The sequence below is a fragment of the Tardiphaga sp. 42S5 genome (assembly GCF_034044155.1).
GTDB classification, from domain to species: Bacteria; Pseudomonadota; Alphaproteobacteria; order Rhizobiales; family Xanthobacteraceae; genus Tardiphaga; species Tardiphaga robiniae.
Genome location: NZ_CP139027.1, coordinates 3,798,674 through 3,820,948, shown reverse-complemented (window position 1 = coordinate 3,820,948; position 22,275 = coordinate 3,798,674). Strand labels below are relative to the sequence as shown.

Sequence of the window (22,275 nt, the reverse complement as noted above, 5' to 3'; positions counted from 1 at the left end):
ATATTTATGTCAAAAACACCCCGCAAATCGTCGAAATCAGCGCCCGAGCTCCAGCTCGGCCGTGCCGTGGAATGGCCGACCTCTCCTGAGCTGGCCCAGCTCGACCGGGTGCCGAACCCGCAAAAGGACACCAATTACGTGGTGCGCTTCACCGCGCCGGAATTCACCTCGCTGTGCCCGATCACCGGCCAGCCGGATTTCGCCCATCTGATGATCGACTATGTGCCCGGCCAGTGGCTGGTCGAGTCGAAGTCGCTGAAGCTCTATCTCGCCTCGTTCCGCAATCACGGCGCCTTCCATGAGGATTGCACTGTCGAGATCGGCAAGCGCGTTGCCTCCGCCATCAAGCCGAAATGGCTGCGTATCGGCGGCTACTGGTATCCGCGCGGCGGCATCCCCATCGACGTGTTCTGGCAGACCGGAACGCTGCCCAAGGGCGTCTGGGTCCCCGAGCAAGGCGTCGCGCCGTATCGCGGGCGGGGATAGGTTTGCCCCTGATTTGCACGGAAGTGCAATGATGCGTGTACGCTCCTCCTCGCGGCTGCTGATCGTGGACAGCGAGACGCGCGTTCTGCTGTTTCGATTTGTTCACAAAACTGGCGCGCTCGCGGGTCAGAACTACTGGTCCACACCGGGCGGCGGCGTCAAGGACGGCGAGACCTACCAGCAAGCCGCCATTCGTGAACTCCGGGAAGAGACGGGCATCCTTCGCGAATCCGTCGGTGAGCCGGTGGCCGATCGCGAATTCGCGCTTCAGTTGCCCGATGGCGACTACGTTCAGTCCCGCGAAAAATACTTTGTGGTGAGAGTCGAGGACGTCGCACTATCGCGGCAAGGATGGACCAGCCAGGAAGTCGATGTCATCGCGGATCAACGCTGGTGGTCGAGGGGCGACCTGATGCAAACGACGGAGGAGGTCGTTTGGCCGGAAAATCTGCTGGATATACTGGCGACGGTAACGATCAACTGACGCAGCAAATACGCAAAAAGCCGGCCGTGCTGAACGGAAGGACGATGCGACCGTGGCTGTCATGGCACGGAACATGCTTGCCATCGGCCTGCCTCTGCAGCGTTGCCTGGTTATGCAGATCCCTCAAACGATGGACAGAACCCATGACACTCACGAGTATCCCGGTCATCGATATTTCGCCATATCGCATGGGTTCTTCCGACGGCAAGCAAGCTGTCGCCAAGGCGGTGGCCCAAGCCTGCCGCGACATTGGATTTCTGGTCATCACGGGGCACGGCGTCTCGCCCGCGCTGGTCAATCGGGTCGATGCAAGCGCTAGGACTTTTTTTGATTTACCAGCTGCGGACAAGATGGCGATCAAGCGGCCAAAGGAAGATCAGGTTCGCGGCTACAGTGCAGTCGGCGATGAGGGCCTTTCCTACAGCCTCGGTGAAAAATCTCCCGGCGATCTGAAGGAATCATTTTCAATCGGTCCCATTGTCGTGCCGGACGATCCGTATTTCACCGGCCCGGCTGCCGGACCGCATTTCGCGCCCAATCTCTGGGCAGAGCAAATCCCGGATTTCAAGGAATCCTGGCAAGACTATTTCCAGGCGATGTCCGATCTCTCCAAAACGATGATGCGGATATTCGCGCTCGGTCTCGATTTGCCGGAAACTTATTTTGACGACAAGATCGATCGACACATCAGTATGTTCCGCGCGCTCAAATATCCCAACCAGCATGAGGAGCCTTTGCCCGGTCAGCTGCGCGCTGGCGCGCATTCCGACTACGGCAGCCTGACCATCGTGCGCACGGAAGACCGTCCGGGCGGCCTGCAGGTCTATAACAAGGCTGGAGAGTGGGTCGATGTGCCGGCGGTGGGCGGGGGATTCGTCGTGAATATAGGTGACCTCATGATGCAATGGACCAATGACCTGTGGTCATCGACGCTGCATCGCGTTGCCAATCCTCCGCGAGAAAAGGCTAGCGACAGCGCGCGGCTTTCCCTGGTGTTCTTTCACCAGCCTAATTACGACGCGATGGTCGAATGCCTCGAGAGTTGTCAAGGGCCGGGTAACCCCGCCAAATACGAGCCGGTTTCATCAGGCGATCACCTGACCAGCAAGTTCGTCAAGCAAACGACCTTCGGTGAAGGTTCCAGAAAATCAGCATGACAGATTCAACGATCAAGACACCAGGCAAGCCTACGCTGTCCTACGTCAACGTCTTTGCGCGGGACATCGTCGCCCTGAGTCAGTTCTACATCGATGCGTTCGGCTTCACGGAAATCGAGAAAATGCGGTCGCCGATTTTCCGGGGGCTGAATACCGGATGCAGCAGCCTCGGCTTCAATGCGCAGGACGCTTATGGCCTGTTGAAGCTGGACGCGTTCTCGGAGGTCAGTGGAGTCAAGTTTCTGATAACCATCGATGTCGCCAGCGTTGCCGAGGTCGAACGGCTGACGCCGAAGGCCGTTTCATTGGGCGCGCAGTTGGTGAAGCCACCCTACAAGACCTATTATAACTGGTATCAGGCCGTTTTGCTCGATCCCGAACAGAACGTTTTCCGCATCAACCACATTATCGAATAGCGACTGCGACGCAGCTCGACGTTGCTGCAAGGGTCTCGGCGCCGGCCTTGGACTAGGTAGCGCCGCCATCCGCCGGCTTGGTCGATTTCAGCAGCTTTGCTGCCGCAAATCCAAGCGCAAAGACGATGGCGGCTGAGATCAGCAGCGTCGGCATCTTGCCGGCGTGCGCCAGACCGAAGCCATAGGCGATCGGGCCGACCGACTGGCCCATGAAAAAGCAGAAGGCGTGCAGCGACATGGCGCTGGCGCGGGCTTCTTGTGACAGCTCCGTCGAGAATATCTGCAGCGAGCCGTGCAGCATGTAGAAGCCCCAGCCCATCAGCAGCAGGCTCAGTGCCTGGATCTGCCAGTTGGGGCTGAAGGCAGTCGCGGCAAGCTGGATCGCGATCACGATGCCGCCATAGATCATCATGCCGTTGATGCCGAGCCGCGCCAGCATCCGCGACACGGTTGCGGTGTAGAACAGGCCGCCGACGGCGAAACAGGCGATCACAAGGCCCGCAATGGAAAGGCTGGTCACGCCACGGTCGAACAGGAATGACGAAATATAGGGAAACAGGCCGAGGATGCAGCAGCCCTCGACGAACACGGCGCTGTAGACGATCAGCGTGTTCGGGTTGCGGAAGATGACTTTGTAGCCCTGGGCAAGCTTGCCGAAGTCGGCCTTCACGGTCGGCTTGATAATCGCGGCGCCCTTGAAGCCATACGCTACCGCGACCGATGCGACGATCGCGAGGCCGCCGAGAATAACCAGCACGCCGCGCCAGCCGAAGAAATCGCCGATTACGCCAGACGCCGTCGAGCCCAGCAGGTTGCCGGTCATAGCGCCGGCCATCACGCGGCTGAGCGCCACCTGGCGCAGCTTCGGCCCGACCAGATCGCTGGTCAGGCTGAGCGTCACCGGAAACACCCCGCCTGCCCCGATGCCCGCCAGCACGCGCGTCGCCAGCAGCAGCGGATAGTCGGTAGTGATAGCGCCGAGAATGTTGGCGATGCCGAGCAGAACCAGACAGACGATCATCAGGCGCGGCTTGCCGAACAGGTCGGCGGCAGCACCGAGCGCCGGCTGCACAATGGCGAAGGTAAAGGCCAGTGCGGATGCCAGACCGGCGGCAATTGCCACCGTGATGGACAAATCGTCGGCGACATGCGGCAGCACCGGGTCCAGCGCGCGCATCGACAACGCGGCGGCGAAGGATGCCAGTGCAATGATATTGAGGACCGGAGGCATCAGCGCGCCACCAGCGCCGCGGCAGAGGGCTGCATGATCAGGCCTTGGCCGCCGTCTCTTTGGCCAGCGCGTCGAACGCCATCAGGTTCTTCACCAGCGCCTCGAAGTCGCGCAGCGGCACCATGTTCGGGCCGTCGGACGGCGCATTGTCCGGATCGGGATGGGTCTCGATGAACACACCGGCGACGCCGACGGCAACGGCCGCGCGCGCCAGCACCGGCACGAATTCGCGCTCGCCGCCCGACGACGTGCCCTTGCCGCCCGGCTGCTGCACCGAATGGGTGGCGTCGAAGATCACCGGCGCACCGGTGGTGCGCGCCAGGATCGGCAGCGCGCGCATGTCGGACACCAGCGTATTGTAGCCGAAGGACGCACCCCGCTCGGTGACCAGCACCTTGTCATTGCCTGACGATGTCAGCTTGCTGACGACATTGGCCATGTCCCAGGGCGCGAGAAACTGGCCCTTCTTCACATTGACCACCTTCCCGGTCGCGGCCGCGGCCAGCAGCAGATCCGTCTGCCGGCACAGAAAGGCCGGGATCTGGAGCACGTCCACCGCCTCGGCTGCACGGGCGCATTGATCGTTCTCGTGCACGTCCGTGAGAACAGGCAGGCCGAGCGTCTCGCGTATCTCGGCAAAGATGGGCAGAGCATCGTCGAGGCCGATGCCGCGCGCGGCGGAGGCGCTGGTCCGGTTGGCCTTGTCGAAAGAGGTCTTGAAGACGAGACCGATCTTGAGCCGGGTCGCGATCTCCTTCAGTGCCTGCGCCACTTCGAGCGCATGGGCGCGGCTTTCCAGCTGGCATGGCCCGGCGATCACCGAGATCGGCAGAGCATTGCCGAAGCGGACGGTGCCGAGTGCGACGACGGGTGCGGCTGTGGAGGATGCGGTCAAAATGGTCTCCTTATTCTGGCGACCATGACCGCAGGACCGGGCGGGATGCAAGCCAGATCAGGCCCGTCCCGCCGCCCGGAATATCAGGGTTGCAGCGGGAGACACCTCCAATCTGACCGGGGCGGCTTGTGCCGCACCGGACCGATGGACCTGCGCCCGGATTGGGCTTACTTCAGCGCGGAAAACGCGGTCGGCGCCAGCAGCTGGCTGACTATATTGCCGACGATCTGGCCATCCTCTTCGGACTTGGCACGCGCCGACATCCACTCGGGGTCGCTCATGAAAGCGGTCCACACCTTCTCGCGCTCAGCGAGCGATTCCCATTTGAGGATGTAAGTGAGTTCCTGATTGGATTCGCCGATCACCGTGGTGAAGAAACCGGACTGCCGGATGCCGTGCTTCTCCCAGAGCTTCAATGTGACAGATTCAAATCGCTTGATCAGCGCCGGCAGACGTCCCGGCAAACAGCGATAGACGCGTAATTCATAGATCATCGGCTTTGGTTCCTTCCCTTTTTGTCAGCCTTGAAAGACTCTAACGCATGGCTTGTTGCGGCATCGTCCCTTGCCTGCGCAACGTCAGGCTTACATCATGCCGCCTGTGACGCAACCGACTTGGATCCACGATGCAAAAGCGCCTTCTGTCGCTAGTCGCCCTGATGACACTGACCGTGTCTGCCACCGCTCAACAGCCCGGCAAGATCACGTCGGGTGCCACCGGCGTGATGGTCGATGGCAAGCCGGCGGCACGCGTCGGTGACACCACCACCGACGGCAAGATCATCGAGGGTGCGAAGGGCGTCTACATTAACGGCAAGCCTGCAGCCGTCGTCGGCGGCAGCACCGAATGCGGCGGTAAGACCATCTCGGGCAGCACTGGCGTGTTCATCAACGGCAAGCCGATGGCCCGTGCCGGCGACAGCACGTCGGGCTGCAAGTAAGACCGGCCGGACATGTCCTTGTCATCCCGGGCGCAATGGCCCGCCGGCGTTGTCGGCCGGCTTGCTATCACCATCGCCGGCGGCCTCATCCTATTGCCGGCTTTCATCCCCGTCGCCCAAGCGCAGAATAGCCGCGCACCCAGCGAACGCGAGCTCACGGCGAAGATTCAGGATGCGTTCAATGCGCTGCGCGCCGGCAATGACGGCAGCGGCCGCGAGCGGCTGAAGAACGCACTGCGCGAGGTCACGCAGAGCAACTATCACCGGCTCACGATATCGGCCTATCTGAATGCCGCGGGTTCGTTCGAGCGCCGCCGCGACAACGCCACAGCATCCGAGTTTTTTGCTGATGCAGCCAAGACTCGCGCCGCACGCGACGGTGGCAACGATGCGGTCACGTTCTGGTTCGAATATGCGCGCTTCCTCGAACGCAGCAATCAATACGATCTCGGCATCCCCGTCGCGACCGAAGCGCGCAAACGTATGCGTGCGGCCTATGGGCCGAATTCGGCGCAGGACATCGCTGGCGGCGATATCCTCGCGACGCTGTTGACCAATAACGGCGCCGTCGCATCCGGTCTCAATTTGTCGGAGGAAATCTATCTCAATGCGCGAAAGGCGCTCGGCGACCGTGAACCGCTATTCTGGCGCACCGAGAACAACTATGCCGAAGCGTTGCGCATGGTCGGACATCCCGATGTCGCCGCGGGGATCGACGAGCCGCTGCTGCGCAAGCGCATCGCGCATTACGGCTATGGCAGCATCCAGGCGCTGGTGAGCGCCAGCAATCTCGCGCTCAGCCATCTGGCCATGGGCAACGAAGCCGAAACACTACGCGCGCTCGAATTGCAAAAGCGCTGCGCGACCGACCTCGCCGATCCCCGCTCTGAACATGTCCAGCAGGCCAATGTCTGGATCTCCTATACCAAAGCCTATTTCCATCCCGACCAGCAGATGAGCCGCCCTGATCTGGAAGCCATGGCCAAGGTCAAGGACTGGAACGGCGCACCGGATCTCCTGCGCATCAAAGCGGCACAACTCGCCGCCGATCAGTATGAGGCACGTGGCGAGACCGACCGCGCGCTGGCGCTGCGGATCGACGCCTATCAGCGTTCGCAGACGACCATTGCGCGCCAGCACCCGATCACCTTCGATGCCTTGCTCGGTGTCGCGATGACTCGGATGAAGCGCGGCGACAAGGACACGTTGGCGACCTTCAAGGATGTCGAGCAGCAGGCGTTCCGCTGGATGCTGCGCGAGGTCGGCACTGCCGGCAACCGTTACGTCGCCGAGACCATGCGCAAACTCGCCGATGATATCCTGTATGAGTTCGGCCGCTACGCGCTGGTCGAACCAGCCGCGGCCATTGCCTATGCGGATGCGGTATCGCGCTGGAAGACGATGGAAGACGGCGAACGCACCATGCTGCGCCTGACGGCCGACCGGCTGCCTGACGACGCCACCAAGACACTGGCACAGACCGTGCTGCGACTGTCCGGCCAGCAGCAGGAGTTGCTGTCGTCAGGCAAGATCGATGACGACGCACGCGACGTGCTCAGGCAGTTGCAGGACGCGCGGCAGGCGCTTGCGGCAAAGATGGGTAGCAAGGCGCCGATCGATCTCAAGCTCCCTTCAATAGAAAGCAAGCTCGAACGCAGCGACGCGCTGGTCGACTTCTTCGTCAGCGGCCGCCGCAACCGCGTTAATCCGATCGCGCCAAAACCGGAGATGCGGCTGCAGGCCGTGATCCGCCGCCACGACACTGCACCAGCACTGGTCGATCTCGGCCCGCTCGACAGCTTCCTCGCAGTCGATGCCACGGCGCCAGATCACGCAAAGCTCTTCCGTCGCCTCCATGACACGCTGCTCGGACCGCTGAAGCCGCAGCTCGCCGACGTGAAACGACTGTTTCTTGTCCCCGATGCCGAACTCTACAGCCTGCCCTTCGCGATGCTGCAGGATGCCGGCGGCCGCTATCTCGACGAGATTTACGACACCCGGATCATGACGCGCGCCGACGCGCTGTTCTTTGCGAACAACGACAACAGGCTTGCATCGGGCGACAAGGCGCTGTTGGTCGGCGGGCTCGACTATGCCGGCGCCGCCAATGAGCTACCCTCGACGAAGACCGAAGTCGATACGGTCAGCGCCGATCTGAAGAAGCGCAACCTTGTCGTTACCATCCTCTCGGGCAGCGACAGCGGCGAAGCGACGATCCGCGCCGACGCCAAAGGCGCGTCCCTGATCCATCTCGCCACCCACGGCTTCTACAAGACCGCCTCCAACCGCACCGACGCGCTCTGGCGCAGCGGCCTCGTTGCCTCGCGCCCCAATCTCAGCCGCCCGCCGCAGCGCGACGACAATGACGGCGTACTTTATGCGCACGAACTGATGAACTGGGATTTGTCGTCGGCCAACCTTGTCGTGCTGTCCGCCTGCCAAACCGCGCTCGGCGATCCCAGCCGGATTGGCAGCGTGCGCGGCTTGCCCACCGCCCTTGCCATCGCCGGCGCCCGGCGTTCGCTGCTGACATTGTGGGAGGTCGCAGACGAAGGCACCGCCAACTTCATGGCGCGGTTCTATCAGGTGCTGGCCGACGAGAAACTCGATTACGCCAGCGCCCTCCGGAAGGTCCGCATCGAAGCGATCCAGGGCAAGATCACGGCCGCCAAAGACCCGTCGGTCTGGGCGGCGTTTGTATTCTTCGAGAGCTGAAACCTGTGGCTGAGCCGTAGGGCGAAGCGTAATCCGCCCTACGCGATCCTATCCGAACTACGCTTGCCTGAAGCCAGTCAGGAAGGAATCGAGGCAGTCCTGGATCGCATCGATGCCGTATCCGCCCTCCTGAACGATGAGCGTCGGCAGACCCAGCGATTGCATCTTGGTGCCGACGCTCCCGAAGTCCTTTGCGTCAAGCTTCAGGATGCCGATCGGATCATCGCGATGGGCATCAAAGCCGAGCGCCACGACAAGGGCATCGGCGCCAAATGCGCGAACGCGTTCGATCGCCGTGTCGAGCGCTGCATTCATCTCAGCACCACCGGCACCGGGCGGTAAGGGTAGATTGAGATCGAAGCCCTCGCCGGCTCCATGGCCGGTCTCGCTTGCATAGCCCGTATAGAACGGCACGAAATTCGTGGGGTCGCCGTGGATCGAGATCGTCAGCACATCTGGACGATTATAGAAAATCTGCTGCGTGCCATCGCCGTGATGAACATCGACATCGATGATCGCCACCTTTCCAAAGCGACTGCGCAATCGCTGCGCGGCAATCGCGCTGTTATTCAGGTAGCAGAAGCCTGTGCCGCGATCGGCGCGCGCGTGATGGCCCGACGGCCGGCACAGCGCATAGGCAGCGCGGTCCCCGCCGACGATAGCGTCTGCGCCAGTGACCGCTGTTTCCGACGAGCGCAGGATGGAACGCCAGCTATCGGGGCCCATCGGCACCGACAGATCGCCGAGATACCAGCCCACCTGAGCGATAAATCCGGTTGCCGGGCAATCCCGCCGTGCAGCCTCTTCCGGGCGTCCGCTCCAATACGGGAAATATTGCGGCCACACTTCCGGTCCGTGGTCAGGCAGTTGCGCCCAATTATCCCACGCGGTTTCCAAGAAGCGTACGTAAGCCGGCGTATGCACCGTCAGCGCGGGCGCAGTGCCGTACTCCGCCGGCTTTTCAGGCGTGATCTCGTGCCGCGCCAAAGCGCCGATCAGTCGTTCGGTGCGAACCGGCGAATCCTTGATGGGCACGAAGCGGCCGTAACGCATGAATTGCTGCGGCGAATGAATTGCCTGATCCGGGTGATAGAAAGCGCGCATGGATCATCCCTTTGTCCGTTCGGCCGGTCAGAAGACCGACGCCTCAGGGATCATTCGCATGATTGGTTTCTGCCGATCAATCGGCAGTCTGCGCAGCCCTTATGAGCGCAGCGACATGGGCAACTCGGTCGTAGGGCGGATTGATGAAGCGTGATCCGCCATCCTTCCGTCCCACACACGCCGACGGCGGATTACAGCTTCGCCAAATCCGCTCCTCCAGTCTCACACCAGCCGGCTCTGCGCGGCCGCGGCCTTGATGAAGGACGCAAACAGCGGGTGCGGTTCGAACGGGCGCGACTTCAGCTCGGGATGATACTGCACACCGATGAACCACGGATGGTTCTCGTATTCGACGATTTCGGGCAGCACGCCGTCCGGCGACAGGCCGGAGAACTTCAACCCATGTTTTTCAAGACGGTCTTTATAGGCCGTGTTGACCTCGTAGCGATGGCGATGGCGCTCGGAGATTTCGGTGGCGCCCCCATAGACGTCCGAGACCTTGCTGCCCTTGGTCAGCGTCGCCGGATAGGCGCCGAGACGCATGGTGCCGCCGAGATCGCCGGCATTATGGCGCTTCTCGAGTTCGTTGCCGCGCAGCCATTCGGTCATCAGACCGACCACCGGCTCCTTGGTCTCGCCGAATTCCGTGGAATTCGCGTCCTTGATGCCACCGAGGTTGCGCGCCGCTTCGATGACGGCCATCTGCATGCCGAAGCAGATGCCGAAATACGGCACGTTGCGCTCGCGCGCAAACTGCGCTGCGCGGATCTTGCCTTCGGCGCCGCGCTGGCCGAAGCCGCCCGGGACGAGGATGCCGTTGACGTGTTCGAGGAACGGCGCCGGATCCTCGTTTTCGAACACCTCGCTCTCGATCCAGTCGAGATTGACCTTCACCTTGTTGGCAATGCCGCCATGGGACAGCGCTTCGGTCAGCGACTTATAGGCGTCCTTCATGCCGGTATATTTGCCGACAATCGCGATGGTCACCGCGCCTTCCGGATGGCGGATACGCTCGTTGATGGTGTTCCAGGTCTTCAGCTCGGGCAGCGCCTTTGGCGTCATGCCGAAGGCCGCCAGCACTTCGTCGTCGAGGCCGGCGACGTGATAGGCTTCCGGCACCGCATAAATGTTGTCGACGTCACGGGCTTCGATCACGGCGCTTTCGCGGACGTTACAGAACAGCCCCAATTTACGGCGCTCTTCCTTGGGAATATCTCGATCGCAGCGGCACAGCAGGATGTCGGGCTGGATACCGATCGAGCGCAGCTCCTTGACGGAATGCTGGGTCGGCTTGGTCTTCAACTCGCCGGCGCTCGGGATGTAAGGGAGCAACGTCAGATGCACGAACACGGTGTCGCCGCGCGGCAGGTCATTGCGCAACTGGCGGATAGCTTCGAAGAACGGCAGGCCTTCGATGTCGCCGACGGTGCCGCCGATTTCGACCAGCACGAAGTCGTAGCCGTCATTGTCCGACAGAACGAAGTCCTTGATGGCGTTGGTGACGTGCGGGATCACCTGGATAGTGGCGCCGAGATAATCGCCGCGACGTTCCTTGGTGAGGATGTCCTGATAGATTCGCCCGGTGGTGATGTTGTCCTGCTTGGTGGCAGGCCGTCCGGTGAAACGCTCATAATGGCCGAGATCGAGATCGGTCTCGGCGCCATCATCGGTCACGAACACTTCGCCGTGCTGATACGGCGACATCGTTCCGGGATCGAGATTGAGATAGGGGTCAAGCTTGCGAAGCCGGACCTTGTAGCCACGGGCCTGCAACAGCGCGCCTAACGCCGCTGAAGCCAGACCTTTACCGAGCGAGGAAACCACGCCGCCGGTGATGAAAATGTACCGCGCCATGGGACTTAACCTTTAAGGCTCCGAAACCGATTCGCCAAAACGAATCGCAGCCGTCAGCCGAGAATCGGTGAGGCTGTGGGTGACTTGAAAAACGAAATGATTGCAGCCCCTTGATGGGATCTGCTGATGCAGGACGGTAGTCCCCGTCCTGCATGGCGCCTCTGCTTTATTGCGAGCGTGGCGGTGCCGGGGCTGCAGGAGCCTGCTGTTCGTCGGATTTCTTCAGCGTATCCAGCAGGCCGCCCGAGGTTGGCGGAGCCAGCGGCGAGCCCGGCTGCGACACCGGCGCGGTCGAGCCCGGCAGGATCGAAGTCGGCTTGCGCTCATAGGTCGCGAGCCAAGACAGGAACAGGCTGGTCAGGAAGAAGCCCACCGCAAGAACGCCGGTGGTGCGTGTCAGAAGGTTCGCCGTGCCGCGGCTGGACATGAAGCCGCCACCGCCGCCGCCACCGACGCCCAGGCCGCCGCCTTCGGATTTCTGCAGCAGCACCGTCCCGATCAGGGCCGCGACGATCATGAGGTGGATAACGATAATGACGCTTTGCATCGTGTCCTTCCATCGCAAGCACGCAGCGCCGATCGCCGGCTGCAGTCATGGCTTGCGGGGTTTGAATCCAGCGGTGTCTACACGATCGACCGGGGGATTGTCACCCCCGCGCCGACCGGTCTGGACCGCAAATTGCAGCATTCCGCGGGAGTTAGGGACAGCCCGCCGCGATCGCAAGGAAATCGGCCGCCTTCAGGCTGGCGCCGCCGACCAGCGCACCGTTCACATGAGGAACCGCCATCAATTCCTTGGCGTTGGATGGCTTGACCGAACCGCCATAGAGAATCCGGATCGAGGCCCCCTCGTTCTTAAAGCGTTCGGTCAAACGATCCCGGATAAACTTATGAACTTGCTCGACATCTTGAGCTGTCGGCGTCAGTCCGGTGCCGATCGCCCAGACCGGTTCATAGGCCACGATCAGGTTGCCTGAGGTGGCATCGTCCGGCAGCGAGCCCTGGAGCTGGGTGCCGCAGACATCGAGCGTCTTGCCGGCATCACGTTCACTCTGGGTCTCGCCGATACAGACGATCGCCGTGAGCCCGGCGCGCCAGACGGCCAGTGCCTTTTCACGAACCACGGCATCGGTCTCGCCGTGATCGGCGCGGCGCTCGGAATGTCCAACGATAACAGCGGTCGCGCCCGCATCAGCCAACATTTCGGGCGCAATATCGCCGGTATGCGCTCCTGAGACGTTCTTGTGACAATCCTGCGCCCCGACTGAGACGACATGGCTACCTTCCTGACCGAAGCTCGCTGCCTTCGACGCGAAACTCGCCAGCAGCGTGACCGGCGGACAGACCAGCAGGTCAGCCTTGTCCAGCACATCCGGCGCGCCGCGCAGCATCGCCTCGAACTCGGTCATCGACGCCTTGAGGCCGTTCATTTTCCAATTGCCGGCGATCAGCGGCCGAACGGCATCAGTCATGAGGATATCCTGTCATTTGAAAGAGGTTATCTGAGCTAACAGAGGCGATCCGCCAGCTCAAGCCGACTTGGAGTTCAGGCAGGTTTGGAGTTCAGGCCGGTTTGGTGACCCGCAACCCGCGCTCTTGCTTGATCTGGTCAGCCGTGAGGTCCGGGGCCGAGGGATCGAACTTGCTCCAGCCCGTTGCGGCCAGATCGGTGCGGCGCTGGGCGATATCGACCGATGATGGATGCAGCAACGCCTCAAGCCGGTCCTTGTCGGCTACCTCGACCTTGGCGCTGACGAGGCTACCGCCGCGGCGGATACTCTCGGCATAGACCTCGGCATCGTTCACGGCGACTCCGGCTTCGGCCAGCATCCCGATCACGCCACCAGCGGCGCCCGCGGCTACGGCGCCGGCTGCGGCCGCTGCCAGCCATCCGGCAGCCACGACCGGTCCGAGCCCGGGAATCGCCAGCAGGCCGAGGCCAGCCAATAATCCGCCGACCCCGCCAAAACCGGCACCGATCGCGGCGCCCTTGCCGGCGCCCGCGGCATAGTCGGGCGCGTACCATTTGTCGGCATTGTTGGCGATGATGCTGATGTCGTCCTCGGGCACACCGGCTTCACGAAGGTTGATAACGGCCTTCTGCGCGTCGGCGTAGTCGTCGAACAGCCGGGAGATCGTCACCTTGCTCATCGCGCTATCCCCACGGTCATTCCGGCTTCGCCGAGACGTTGCCCTTGTAGTCGACGCTGACATGGACCTTCTTGGATCCGCTCATCGCAGTGCCGCGCCAGATCCCCTGGCTGTCGTTCACCAGCGGCGACACGTCGACATAGCCTTGTGACTCCAACGACTTGCGAGCCTGACCTTCAGTGAAACTATTGGCGCCGGGAAGTGGCGGCGTTTCTGTTTTCGGCGGCGAATTCGTCGACTTCGTCACCGTGGGATTCTGCATCGCCGGATTTGGCTGCGCGCCTGCCGGCGCGAGCGCCATCCAGATGCCGCAGGCGGCAACTCCCGATCGCCAACCGATCCGCATGATGTCTCCCGGCAGGCCTGAACGCCCGCTCAACAAAGCGGCAGCGGGCCAGAAAGTTCCATGTGCCGCTAATGCCTCGCGGTAGCGCCGGAAACCGCTTCAATCCGCCCCGCCCCAACCGGTTGCGACCGGGCTTTTGCCACTTTATGATACGCCTCCTATTTGGCGACGCCCTCCGGCCCCATGGGCTGCTGGTGCGAGCCGATTCCCCTCCTGACAGATAAGAAGACCCTATGCTTCGAGGAATGCGCAAAGCCTCATCCAACTGGATTGGCAAGACGATTATGGCCGTCGTGATGGGCGTGCTGATTGTCAGCTTCGGCATCTGGGGCATCGCCGACGCGTTCAAGGGCTATGGGCAGTCCAAGCTCGCCACCATCGGCTCGACCGAGATCACGACCGAGCAGTTCCGCCAGCTCTATAACGACAAGCTGCAGCAGATCGGCCGCCAATTCGGCCGCCCGCTGACCTCGGATCAGGCCCGTGCTTTCGGCCTCGACCGCCAGGTCCTGCAGCAGGTCGTCGCCGAAGCGGCCCTGGATGAAGACGCGCGTCGCAAGGGTCTGGGCGTGGCGGATGCCGAAGTCATGCGGCAGATCATTGCGGACCCGAACTTCCAGAGCCCGACCGGCGGCTTCGATGCGCCGCGCTTCCAGCAGCTGATCCGCTCGCTTGGCTTCACCGAACAGCGCTACATCGCCGAACAGCGCAAGGTCTCTCTGCGCCGCCAGATCGCCGGCACCGTCACGTCAGGCGTCGAACCGCCGAAGACGATGATCGAGGCGCTGAGCCGCTACCAGAACGAGACCCGCACCGTCGATTACGTGAAGCTCGATGCTGCGCAGGCCGGGACCATTGAGGCGCCCTCACCCGAAGCCCTCGCCGCCTATTTCGACGAGCGCAAGACCCAGTTCCGCGCCCCCGAATATCGCAAGATTGCCTTCCTCGCTTTGACGCCCGACGAGATGGCGAAGTGGTCGACGGTGTCGGACGACGACGCCAGGAAAGTGTTCGAGGAGCGCAAGGACAAGCTCTCCACGCCGGAACAGCGCCAGATCTCGCAGATCGTCTTCCCGAACGTGGCGGACGCTGAAGCCGGCCGCGCCAGGCTGAACGATACGTTCAAGTTCGAGGACCTCGCCAAGGAACGCGGCCTGTCCGCGTCCGACATCGATCTCGGCATGGTTGCCAAAGCGGGGATCATCGACCCCGCCGTTGCAGACGCCGCCTTCTCGCTGGCGCCCGACGGCATCAGCCAGCCGATCACCGGACGGTTCGGCGTCACGCTGGTCAAGGTCGGCAAGGTTCAGGCCGGCACGACGCCGAGCTATGACAGCGTTGCCGCCAACCTGAAGCGCGATATCGCCATCGAGCGCGCCCGCGCCATCGTGTCCGACATGCACAACAAGATCGAGGACGAACGCGGTGGCGGCGCCAATGTCGTCGATACCGCCAAGAAGCTCGGCCTCACCGCCGTCACCATCGAGGCCGTCGATCGCTCCGGCCGTACGCCGGACGGCCAGCCCGTTGCCGGCCTGCCCACGGGTGTGGACGTCGTGACCCAGGCCTTCAACAGCGATGTCGGCGTCGACAACGACGCATTGCAGGCCGGCGGCGGTTACATCTGGTACGACGTGCTCGGCGTCACGCCGGCGCGCGACCGTACGCTCGACGAAGTGAAGCCGCAGGTCGAGGCACGCTGGCGCGAAGAGCAGATCACCACCCGCCTGCGCGACAAGGCTGTCGACATGGCGAAGAAGCTCGAAAGCGGCGCCAAGCTCGCCGACGAAGCCGCAACAGCCGGACTCAAGGTCGTGACCTCCGCGCCATTCAAGCGCGACGCGAGCGACCCTGCCCTGTCGGCCGGCGTGATCCAGTCCGTATTCCGCGGCGTCAAGGATTCGGCCGGACAGGCGCAGGGTGCCACGCCGTCGGAATGGATCGTCTACCGGATCACCGATGTCACCGCGCCTGCGGTTGATATGGCCTCCGAAGATGCCAAGAAGCTCAAGGAGACGCTGCAGCGCGGGCTGACCGACGAACAGGTCGCGCAGTATGTCACCAGGCTCGAGACGCAGATCGGCACCAAGATCAACGCGGAAGCCGTTGCGATCGCCACTGGTGCCGCGAACAGCAACACCAATTAGGAAACCCACGTCGTCATTGCGGGCGCAGCGAAGCCATCCAGAAGCAACAAGCAAAGGCTGGATGGCTTCGTCGCAGATGTCGCCTGCAATGACATGTGCATCACTCTGAAAGCATCCGATGGACAATCTCAGGGCAATCATTGCCAAGGTCGCGACCGGCGCCTCCCTCTCGCGTGAGGAAGCCTCGGCGGCCTTCGACAGCATGATGTCGGGCGAAGCCACGCCTTCGCAGATGGGTGGCCTGCTGATGGCGCTGCGCGTGCGCGGCGAGACCGTGGACGAGATCACCGGCGCGGTTGAGGTGATGCGCGCCAAGATGCTGCGGGTCGACGCACCGGCCGGCGCTGTCGACGTGGTCGGTACCGGCGGCGATGGCTCCGGCTCCGTGAATGTCTCGACCTGCGCCTCGTTCATCGTCGCCGGCTGCGGTGTGCCGGTGGCCAAGCACGGCAATCGTGCGCTGTCGTCGCGCTCCGGCGCGGCCGACGTGCTGGCGGCCCTCGGCGTCAGGATCGATCTCACGCCCGACGACGTCAGCCGCTGCCTCAAGGAAACCGGCATCGGCTTCATGTTCGCGCCGGCGCATCATCCCGCGATGAAGAATGTCGGCCCGACCCGTGTCGAGCTCGCCACCCGCACGATTTTCAATCTGCTTGGACCGCTGTCCAATCCCGCCGGCGTCACCCGGCAGATGGTTGGCGTGTTCTCGCGGCAGTGGGTGCTGCCGCTGGCGCAGGTGCTGAAGAATCTCGGCTCCGAATCCGCCTGGGTGGTGCACGGCTCCGACGGCCTTGATGAGATCACCCTCACCGGCCCGACCTTCGTTGCGGCGCTGGAGAACGGCAATATCCGCAGCTTCGAGATTTCGCCCGAGGACGCGGGCTTGCCGCGCACCGGTCCGGATTCCCTGAAGGGCGGCGACGCGCAGGAAAATGCGGCCTCGCTGCAGGCCGTCCTCGACGGCAAACCGAGCGCCTTCCGCGACGTCGCGCTGCTCAATGCTGCCGCGGCGCTGATCGTGGCCGGCAAGGTCAAGGACGTGAAGGAAGGCGTGGCGCTCGGTCAGAAGTCTCTCGACAGCGGCGCGGCACTGGAGAAGCTGAAGCGACTGGTCGCCGTCTCCAACGCCAACCTGTGAGACGACCATGTCCGACATCCTGACCAAGATCGAAGCCTACAAGCGCGAAGAAATCGCGGCGGCGAAACGCGCCCATCCGCTCGCATCCATCGAAGTGCTGGCCAAGACTGCGCCGGCGCCGCGCGGCTTCATGACCGCTATCCACAAGAAGCTCGACAAGAACGAGTTCGCGCTGATCGCCGAAATCAAGAAGGCCTCGCCGTCCAAGGGGCTCATTCGCGAAGACTTCGATCCGCCGACGCTGGCCAAGGCCTATGAGGCCGGCGGCGCTGCATGCCTCTCGGTCCTGACCGATACGCCGTCATTCCAGGGCCATCTCGACTTCATGGTCGCCGCCCGCGCCGCCGTCAAACTGCCAGTGTTGCGCAAGGACTTCATGTTCGACACCTATCAGGTGGTCGAGGCGCGCGCCCATGGCGCCGATTGCATCCTGATCATCATGGCCGCGCTCGACGATGCCCAGGCGCGTGATATCGAGGATGCCGCCATCGACCACGGCATGGACGTGCTGATCGAAATCCACGACCAGCAGGAGCTGGAGCGGGCGCTGAACCTCCGCTCGCCGATGATCGGCATCAACAACCGCAACCTGCGCACCTTCGAGACGACGCTGACCGCCAGCGAAACGCTGGCACCGATGATCCCCCGGGATCGTTTGAAGGTCGGCGAAAGCGGCATCTTCACGCCGGACGACCTCGCACGTCTCGAGCGCGTCGGCATTTCCACCTTCCTGGTCGGCGAAAGCCTGATGCGGCAGGCGGACGTGACGGCTGCGACGCAAACGCTGCTCAAGCGCGCGAATGGAACGCATTGATCATGGCCGGCAAGACGAAAAAATCGAAGCAGTCTCCCGCCCTCACCCACATCGATTCCTCGGGCGAAGCCCGCATGGTCGATGTGTCGGAGAAACCGGCGACCGAACGCATCGCGGTGGCCGAAGGTCTGGTGATCATGAGCAAGGCGACGCTCGACATGATCATCTCCGGCAATGCCAAGAAGGGCGATGTGCTCGGCACGGCGCGTATCGCCGGCATCATGGCGGCAAAGCGCACATCGGATCTGATCCCGCTGTGCCACCCGCTGGCGCTGTCGAAAGTCACCCTGGACATCACACCCGACAAGAAACTGCCGGGCTGCCGCGTACGTGCGTCGGTGAAAGTCACGGGCCCCACTGGCGTCGAGATGGAAGCGCTGACGGCCGTCTCCGTCGCATGCCTGACGATCTATGACATGATCAAGGCCGTCGAGCGCGGTGTCCGCATCGAGGGCATCCATCTGATTGAGAAAAGGGGCGGCAAGTCCGGCCATTATCTGGTGACCGACAACGCCGCCGACTGATGGCATCAGGCGCCCTTGTGCGCCTGCGGTACATCCGAGGGCATGCTGAAGATGCTGTCAGGCTCGACCCGAAACTCATCCAGCGAGCGCCCCACGGTAAGCTGAAACACCAGCCAGCGCGGACACAGACCCCTGCCCGACCAGATCTGCAACGGCTGCTCCGGATTGCGATAGACCGGACCGGCCTTCGGCTGCAATGCTGCGACAGCACGCTTCGATGAGGTTGAGAACTGCTCGAGATCGCGCAGACGCTCGTCGAGTTCCTGTCGCTGCTCAGCCATCTTCGCGGCGAGCACGACGCGCAACTTCTCATGAAGGTCCCAGAGCGCGTCCACCGACATCACTGTGAAATCGTGATCCTGCGCCATCATCGATCCCTCATGTTCTTGTTTACGAACAATAACCGGGACCGCGCGCGACATGGGGGGTGTTTGGCGGCGGTCCCGGGCCACATCAAGCGACCAACCGGACGGATGAGACATCCAGGCTGGTGCTCGTGGCGGGATTAGCACTACCAAGCAGGACGAGGCCAAGTGTGAATGCGCACTACTTAGTTACGCGCGCGCGTTGTAAGTCTTGCGGTAACCTGAATAGGGGTGGATTTCAGCGATCGCTGTCATCACGGTGCTCGCGCAGGAGACGCTGCCGGCTGCGCTGCGGCTTCATCTCGCTGACGATCCACGGCCCGATCTGCGCATCGAGATGACGCTCATATCGTTTGACCAGCAACCACGCAGCAGGCGGCAGCAGCAAGACCATCAATCCAACCATAATCGACATTCCAAATCCTTTAAATCAAAGGTTTCGATGTCATTAGGTACGTGGAATAGCCTTTTAGGTTTGAAATAGCCCGCAGGTATTTTCTGCGGAGCAGCAAGTTACCTACCGATCCGCCAATTCCCGCAACTGGCCCCACATCGATACCGGGAACGACTGATGTTGCCGGTATCGATGCGCGACAGGCTATTTGATCATCGGACAACCACCCTCGGCCATCGGCCGGAACGCCTTTTCGGCAGGGATGGTCGAGAGCAGCTTGTAATAGTCATACGGCCCCTTCGACTCTGCCGGCTTCTTGATCTCGAACAGATAGATCGGATGAATGACACGGCCATCGGCGCGGATCGTGACCTCACCGAACAGCTTGTCCTTGCCCTTGAAGGTCTTCATCTGCGGTACGACGACACTGGCATCGTCGCTGCCCTTGGCGGCCACGGCATTGAGATAGGCCAGCGTGGAAGCATAGACGCCCGCCTGATTGGCGCTCGGCATCTTGCCATTCATGCCTGGCCGCGCCGCAAAGCGTTTGCCAAAGGCGCGGGTGTCGTCATCCATGTCCCAGTAGAAGGATTCCGTCAGCAGCAGACCCTGCGCGGTCTTCAGGCCCATGCCGTGAACGTCATTGATGAAGATCAGGAACGCGACCAGCTTCTGCGGGCCGTCCTGCATGCCGAACTCGCCGGCCTGTTTCACCGCGTTGATGGCATCGGCGCCGGCATTGGCAAGACCGATCACCTTGGCCTTGGAGCTCTGTGCCTGCAGCAAGAGCGAGGCGAAATCGGAAGTGCCGAGCGGGTGCTTCGATGACCCCAGCACCTTGCCGCCGTTCTTCGTGATGTAATTGGTGGCTTCGGCCTCGATACCCTGCCCCAGCGCATAGTTCACCGTGAGAAAGTACCAGTCGTCACCGCCCCGCTGCATCATCGCCGCCGCGGTGGTGTTGCCGGTGGCCCAGGCGTCGTTGACCCACTGGATGGTGTTCGGCGAGCAGTCCTTGCCGGTGAGGTCCGAGGTCGCCGTCGACGAGGCCAGGAAGGTCATCTTGGTGTTGCGGGCGATATTATTGATGGCGAGACCGACCGACGAATTCGGCACGTCGACGATGGCATCGACCTTTTCGACATCGAGCCATTTGCGCGCGATGGCCGAGCCGACATCCGCCTTGTTCTGATGGTCGGCATAGACGATCTCGACCTTGATGTTCTTGCCGCCGCCGTTGAAATCCTCGGCCGCCATCCGCGCGGCTTCCACCGAGCCCATGCCGTTGGTGTCCTGGAACACGCCGGAAATATCGTTGAGCACGCCGACCCGCACCACATCGTCGGACACCTGCGCCTGGACTGCCGTCGCCATCACGCAGGATGCCGCAGCAGCCAAAACTGTCTTCAAGCCCTTCATTGTCGTCTCTCCCCTCAACCTTGATTGCGCGGGTCCGGACGTTGCCGGTCGCGGTCTTTCTTGCGAGTTACACCTGTCGCTCCGGCAGCCGGAGCACTAGGCCATCGAGCGCCTCGGTGATCTTGATCTGGCACGACAGCCGGCTGTTCGGCAGCCGCTCGCTGGCGACGCCTTCCAGCAACTCATCCTCGTCGGCACCGACTGCGCCAACTTTGCCTAGCCAGTTGTCGTCGACATAGACGTGGCAGGTGGCGCAGACCGCGCCGCCGCCGCATTCGCCCGTAATGCCGTCGATGCCATGCAGCAGCGCCGTATACATGGCGCTATCGCCATCATTGGCGCGGACTGTCTCGGCACGGGTGTCGTGATGAATGAACGTAATGCTCGGCATAGGATCCTCAGGCAGGCGTGAAGGTGACCGGCAGGCTTTCGAGCCCGCGCAGTGTGTTGTTGTAACGGCGCTTGACGTCGCCGGTGATCTCGATCGACGCGACCTTGCGCGCCAGTGCGGAGAGCATGACCTCGCCCTCAAGCCGCGCCACGAGCTGGCCGACGCACATGTGGATGCCGGAGCCGAAGCCGACATGACCCGATGTCTTGCGGGTGATGTCGTAGCGTTCGGGATCGGTCCAGCGGCGCGGATCGCGGTTGGCGGCGGCCAGGAACATCAGCACCTTCTCGCCTTCACCGACATGGCAACCGCTGATCTCGACATCGCGGGTCGTGGTGCGGAAGAAGGTCTGCACGGGGCTTTCGTAACGCACGGCCTCCTCGAAAGCATTGCGCGCCAGCGAGAGGTCGCTGCGCAGCCGCGCGAATTCTTGCGGGTAGCGCGCCAGGCAATAAACGGCAGCGCCGATACCGTTCACCGTCGTGTCCAGCCCTGCCGACAGCAATGAGCGCACCAGCAGCGGCGCCTCGTCGGCGGTGATGTCGCCGGTGTCGACCCGCGCATGGATGCAGGCGCCGAAACCGCCCGGTGCGAGATTGTCGCGCTGGCATTGCGCGGCGACATAGGCCTGATGCGGCGCCGAGCGTTCGATGGCGTCCTGGCGCAGCTGGTTCGGCGGACCGAAGGCGTTGAAGACAAGACCGGCATAAGGCAGCAGGTTTTCGCGGCCTTCCTTCTGCAGTCCCATCGCATCGGGGAACACCGAGAGTGGATAGGCTTCGGCAAGATCCGCGACCGCGTCGAAACTGCGCCGCTCCAGCAATTCGTCGACCTTGGCATCAGCCGCCGCGGCAAAGCCATCACGCAGTTGCTTCATCACCGCGGGCGACAGCACTTTATTGAGCACGGCGCGCGTGCGCGTATGCGCCGGCGGGTCGGCTTCGAGGATGAGGCTCTGCGGGCGCCACGGCTTCTCCCTGGCAAAGTCGCTGAGGCCCACGCCGCGGCTCGAGCAGAACGTCGCGGGATCGTTCAGGACTGCATGAACTTCGGCAAAACGCGCGACCGCGTAGACGTTCCATTTGTCGAGATAAACCACGGGCCCGGCTTCACGCAGCACCTCGTGGGTGGGGTGAGGATCGGCGAAGAAGTCCATGGCGAAGGGATCGACGTCGAGGTGGACGACGGGCTGAGACGATGCGTCGTTCGGCAAGGCTCCGCCAAAGGACAGCACCGGCGGGGTGTGGGGCGATGCCGTCGTGACCGTGGCAACCATGTGAATCTCCCATATTTTCTTGTTGGCA

General features: G+C 62.6%; 25 protein-coding genes. 11 read left to right on the top strand and 14 right to left on the bottom strand.

Annotated features, from left to right (window positions below; genetic code table 11):
- Positions 1 to 6: 6 nt before the first annotated feature.
- From queF to SFY93_RS17675, 4 genes are all read left to right on the top strand, one after another.
- The gene (gene queF, locus SFY93_RS17690; protein WP_320444028.1) at positions 7 to 486 is read left to right on the top strand and encodes a preQ(1) synthase; all 480 of its coding nucleotides are present in this window, start codon (positions 7 to 9) and stop codon (positions 484 to 486) included.
- A 28-nt stretch (positions 487 to 514) separates the two neighbouring features.
- Positions 515 to 970, top strand: coding sequence for an NUDIX hydrolase (locus tag SFY93_RS17685; RefSeq protein ID WP_320444027.1), 456 nt, complete (start codon positions 515 to 517; stop codon positions 968 to 970).
- A gap of 143 nt (positions 971 to 1,113) precedes the next feature.
- On the top strand, positions 1,114 to 2,127 hold the full coding sequence (locus tag SFY93_RS17680) for an isopenicillin N synthase family dioxygenase (RefSeq protein ID WP_320444026.1): 1,014 nt from the start codon (positions 1,114 to 1,116) through the stop codon (positions 2,125 to 2,127).
- Entirely contained in the window at positions 2,124 to 2,543 is a 420-nt protein-coding gene (locus SFY93_RS17675; protein ID WP_320444025.1) for a VOC family protein, read from the top strand. The genes SFY93_RS17680 and SFY93_RS17675 overlap by 4 nt, the downstream gene beginning before the upstream one ends.
- 52 nt (positions 2,544 to 2,595) lie before the next feature.
- On the opposite strand, the gene SFY93_RS17670 is transcribed toward SFY93_RS17675, so the two are convergent.
- The 3 genes from SFY93_RS17670 to SFY93_RS17660 all read right to left on the bottom strand — a co-directional run bounded on the left by SFY93_RS17670 (position 2,596) and on the right by SFY93_RS17660 (position 5,163).
- The gene (locus SFY93_RS17670) at positions 2,596 to 3,774 is read right to left on the bottom strand and encodes an MFS transporter (RefSeq protein ID WP_320444024.1); all 1,179 of its coding nucleotides are present in this window, start codon (positions 3,772 to 3,774) and stop codon (positions 2,596 to 2,598) included.
- Between the two features lie 37 nt (positions 3,775 to 3,811).
- Positions 3,812 to 4,669, bottom strand: coding sequence for a 3-deoxy-8-phosphooctulonate synthase (gene kdsA / locus SFY93_RS17665; protein ID WP_116663696.1), 858 nt, complete (start codon positions 4,667 to 4,669; stop codon positions 3,812 to 3,814).
- Positions 4,670 to 4,836: 167 nt separating this feature from the next.
- A complete protein-coding gene (locus SFY93_RS17660) occupies positions 4,837 to 5,163 on the bottom strand; it encodes an NIPSNAP family protein (protein WP_089264511.1) in 327 nt (108 codons plus the stop codon).
- 131 nt (positions 5,164 to 5,294) lie between these two features.
- Here SFY93_RS17660 and SFY93_RS17655 point away from each other — a divergent pair, with 131 nt between their 5' ends.
- Entirely contained in the window at positions 5,295 to 5,609 is a 315-nt protein-coding gene (locus SFY93_RS17655) for a PAAR domain-containing protein (protein WP_320444023.1), read from the top strand.
- Positions 5,610 to 5,621: 12 nt separating this feature from the next.
- Positions 5,622 to 8,324 (top strand): CHAT domain-containing protein, encoded by a 2,703-nt coding sequence (locus SFY93_RS17650; RefSeq protein WP_320444022.1) that lies wholly within the window; start codon positions 5,622 to 5,624, stop codon positions 8,322 to 8,324.
- Between the two features lie 57 nt (positions 8,325 to 8,381).
- Here the strand turns inward: SFY93_RS17650 and SFY93_RS17645 are convergent, their stop codons facing one another.
- The gene (locus tag SFY93_RS17645; RefSeq protein WP_175367068.1) at positions 8,382 to 9,428 is read right to left on the bottom strand and encodes a histone deacetylase family protein; all 1,047 of its coding nucleotides are present in this window, start codon (positions 9,426 to 9,428) and stop codon (positions 8,382 to 8,384) included.
- Between SFY93_RS17645 and SFY93_RS17640 the strand changes: the two genes are divergently transcribed.
- Positions 9,427 to 9,582: a hypothetical protein gene (locus SFY93_RS17640; RefSeq protein WP_320444021.1), complete on the top strand. Its 156-nt coding sequence runs from the start codon at positions 9,427 to 9,429 to the stop codon at positions 9,580 to 9,582. The two genes, SFY93_RS17645 and SFY93_RS17640, sit on opposite strands and share 2 nt — an antisense overlap.
- A 68-nt stretch (positions 9,583 to 9,650) precedes the next feature.
- On the opposite strand, the gene SFY93_RS17635 is transcribed toward SFY93_RS17640, so the two are convergent.
- From SFY93_RS17635 to SFY93_RS17615, 5 genes are all read right to left on the bottom strand, one after another.
- Positions 9,651 to 11,282 carry a CTP synthase gene (locus SFY93_RS17635; protein WP_068730833.1) on the bottom strand — a complete coding sequence of 544 codons (1,632 nt, stop codon included), beginning with the start codon at positions 11,280 to 11,282 and terminating at the stop codon, positions 9,651 to 9,653.
- A gap of 166 nt (positions 11,283 to 11,448) precedes the next feature.
- Positions 11,449 to 11,829, bottom strand: coding sequence for a preprotein translocase subunit SecG (gene secG, locus SFY93_RS17630; RefSeq protein WP_089264515.1), 381 nt, complete (start codon positions 11,827 to 11,829; stop codon positions 11,449 to 11,451).
- A 151-nt stretch (positions 11,830 to 11,980) separates the two neighbouring features.
- A complete protein-coding gene (tpiA, locus tag SFY93_RS17625; RefSeq protein WP_320444020.1) occupies positions 11,981 to 12,754 on the bottom strand; it encodes a triose-phosphate isomerase in 774 nt (257 codons plus the stop codon).
- Positions 12,755 to 12,845: 91 nt separating this feature from the next.
- A complete protein-coding gene (locus tag SFY93_RS17620) occupies positions 12,846 to 13,433 on the bottom strand; it encodes a general stress protein (protein WP_320444019.1) in 588 nt (195 codons plus the stop codon).
- 16 nt (positions 13,434 to 13,449) lie between these two features.
- Positions 13,450 to 13,779 carry a hypothetical protein gene (locus SFY93_RS17615; protein ID WP_184516235.1) on the bottom strand — a complete coding sequence of 110 codons (330 nt, stop codon included), beginning with the start codon at positions 13,777 to 13,779 and terminating at the stop codon, positions 13,450 to 13,452.
- A gap of 233 nt (positions 13,780 to 14,012) precedes the next feature.
- Between SFY93_RS17615 and SFY93_RS17610 the strand changes: the two genes are divergently transcribed.
- The 4 genes from SFY93_RS17610 to moaC all read left to right on the top strand — a co-directional run bounded on the left by SFY93_RS17610 (position 14,013) and on the right by moaC (position 18,402).
- Positions 14,013 to 15,926: a peptidylprolyl isomerase gene (locus tag SFY93_RS17610; protein ID WP_320444018.1), complete on the top strand. Its 1,914-nt coding sequence runs from the start codon at positions 14,013 to 14,015 to the stop codon at positions 15,924 to 15,926.
- Between the two features lie 118 nt (positions 15,927 to 16,044).
- Positions 16,045 to 17,064: an anthranilate phosphoribosyltransferase gene (trpD, locus tag SFY93_RS17605; RefSeq protein ID WP_184516229.1), complete on the top strand. Its 1,020-nt coding sequence runs from the start codon at positions 16,045 to 16,047 to the stop codon at positions 17,062 to 17,064.
- A 7-nt stretch (positions 17,065 to 17,071) separates the two neighbouring features.
- Positions 17,072 to 17,878, top strand: coding sequence for an indole-3-glycerol phosphate synthase TrpC (gene trpC / locus SFY93_RS17600; protein WP_320444017.1), 807 nt, complete (start codon positions 17,072 to 17,074; stop codon positions 17,876 to 17,878).
- 2 nt (positions 17,879 to 17,880) lie between these two features.
- Positions 17,881 to 18,402, top strand: a complete 522-nt coding sequence (moaC, locus tag SFY93_RS17595; RefSeq protein WP_320444016.1) for a cyclic pyranopterin monophosphate synthase MoaC — start codon at positions 17,881 to 17,883, stop codon at positions 18,400 to 18,402.
- A 5-nt stretch (positions 18,403 to 18,407) separates the two neighbouring features.
- On the opposite strand, the gene SFY93_RS17590 is transcribed toward moaC, so the two are convergent.
- The 5 genes from SFY93_RS17590 to SFY93_RS17570 form a co-directional block, all read right to left on the bottom strand.
- On the bottom strand, positions 18,408 to 18,773 hold the full coding sequence (locus tag SFY93_RS17590) for an H-NS histone family protein (RefSeq protein WP_320444015.1): 366 nt from the start codon (positions 18,771 to 18,773) through the stop codon (positions 18,408 to 18,410).
- A 232-nt stretch (positions 18,774 to 19,005) separates the two neighbouring features.
- A complete protein-coding gene (locus SFY93_RS17585; protein WP_320444014.1) occupies positions 19,006 to 19,182 on the bottom strand; it encodes a hypothetical protein in 177 nt (58 codons plus the stop codon).
- 183 nt (positions 19,183 to 19,365) lie between these two features.
- Positions 19,366 to 20,580: an ABC transporter substrate-binding protein gene (locus tag SFY93_RS17580; RefSeq protein ID WP_068730842.1), complete on the bottom strand. Its 1,215-nt coding sequence runs from the start codon at positions 20,578 to 20,580 to the stop codon at positions 19,366 to 19,368.
- A gap of 67 nt (positions 20,581 to 20,647) precedes the next feature.
- Positions 20,648 to 20,971: a 2Fe-2S iron-sulfur cluster-binding protein gene (locus tag SFY93_RS17575; RefSeq protein WP_231080802.1), complete on the bottom strand. Its 324-nt coding sequence runs from the start codon at positions 20,969 to 20,971 to the stop codon at positions 20,648 to 20,650.
- A 7-nt stretch (positions 20,972 to 20,978) separates the two neighbouring features.
- Positions 20,979 to 22,127 carry a cytochrome P450 gene (locus SFY93_RS17570; RefSeq protein ID WP_320447797.1) on the bottom strand — a complete coding sequence of 383 codons (1,149 nt, stop codon included), beginning with the start codon at positions 22,125 to 22,127 and terminating at the stop codon, positions 20,979 to 20,981.
- Between the last annotated feature and the right edge of the window lie 148 nt (positions 22,128 to 22,275).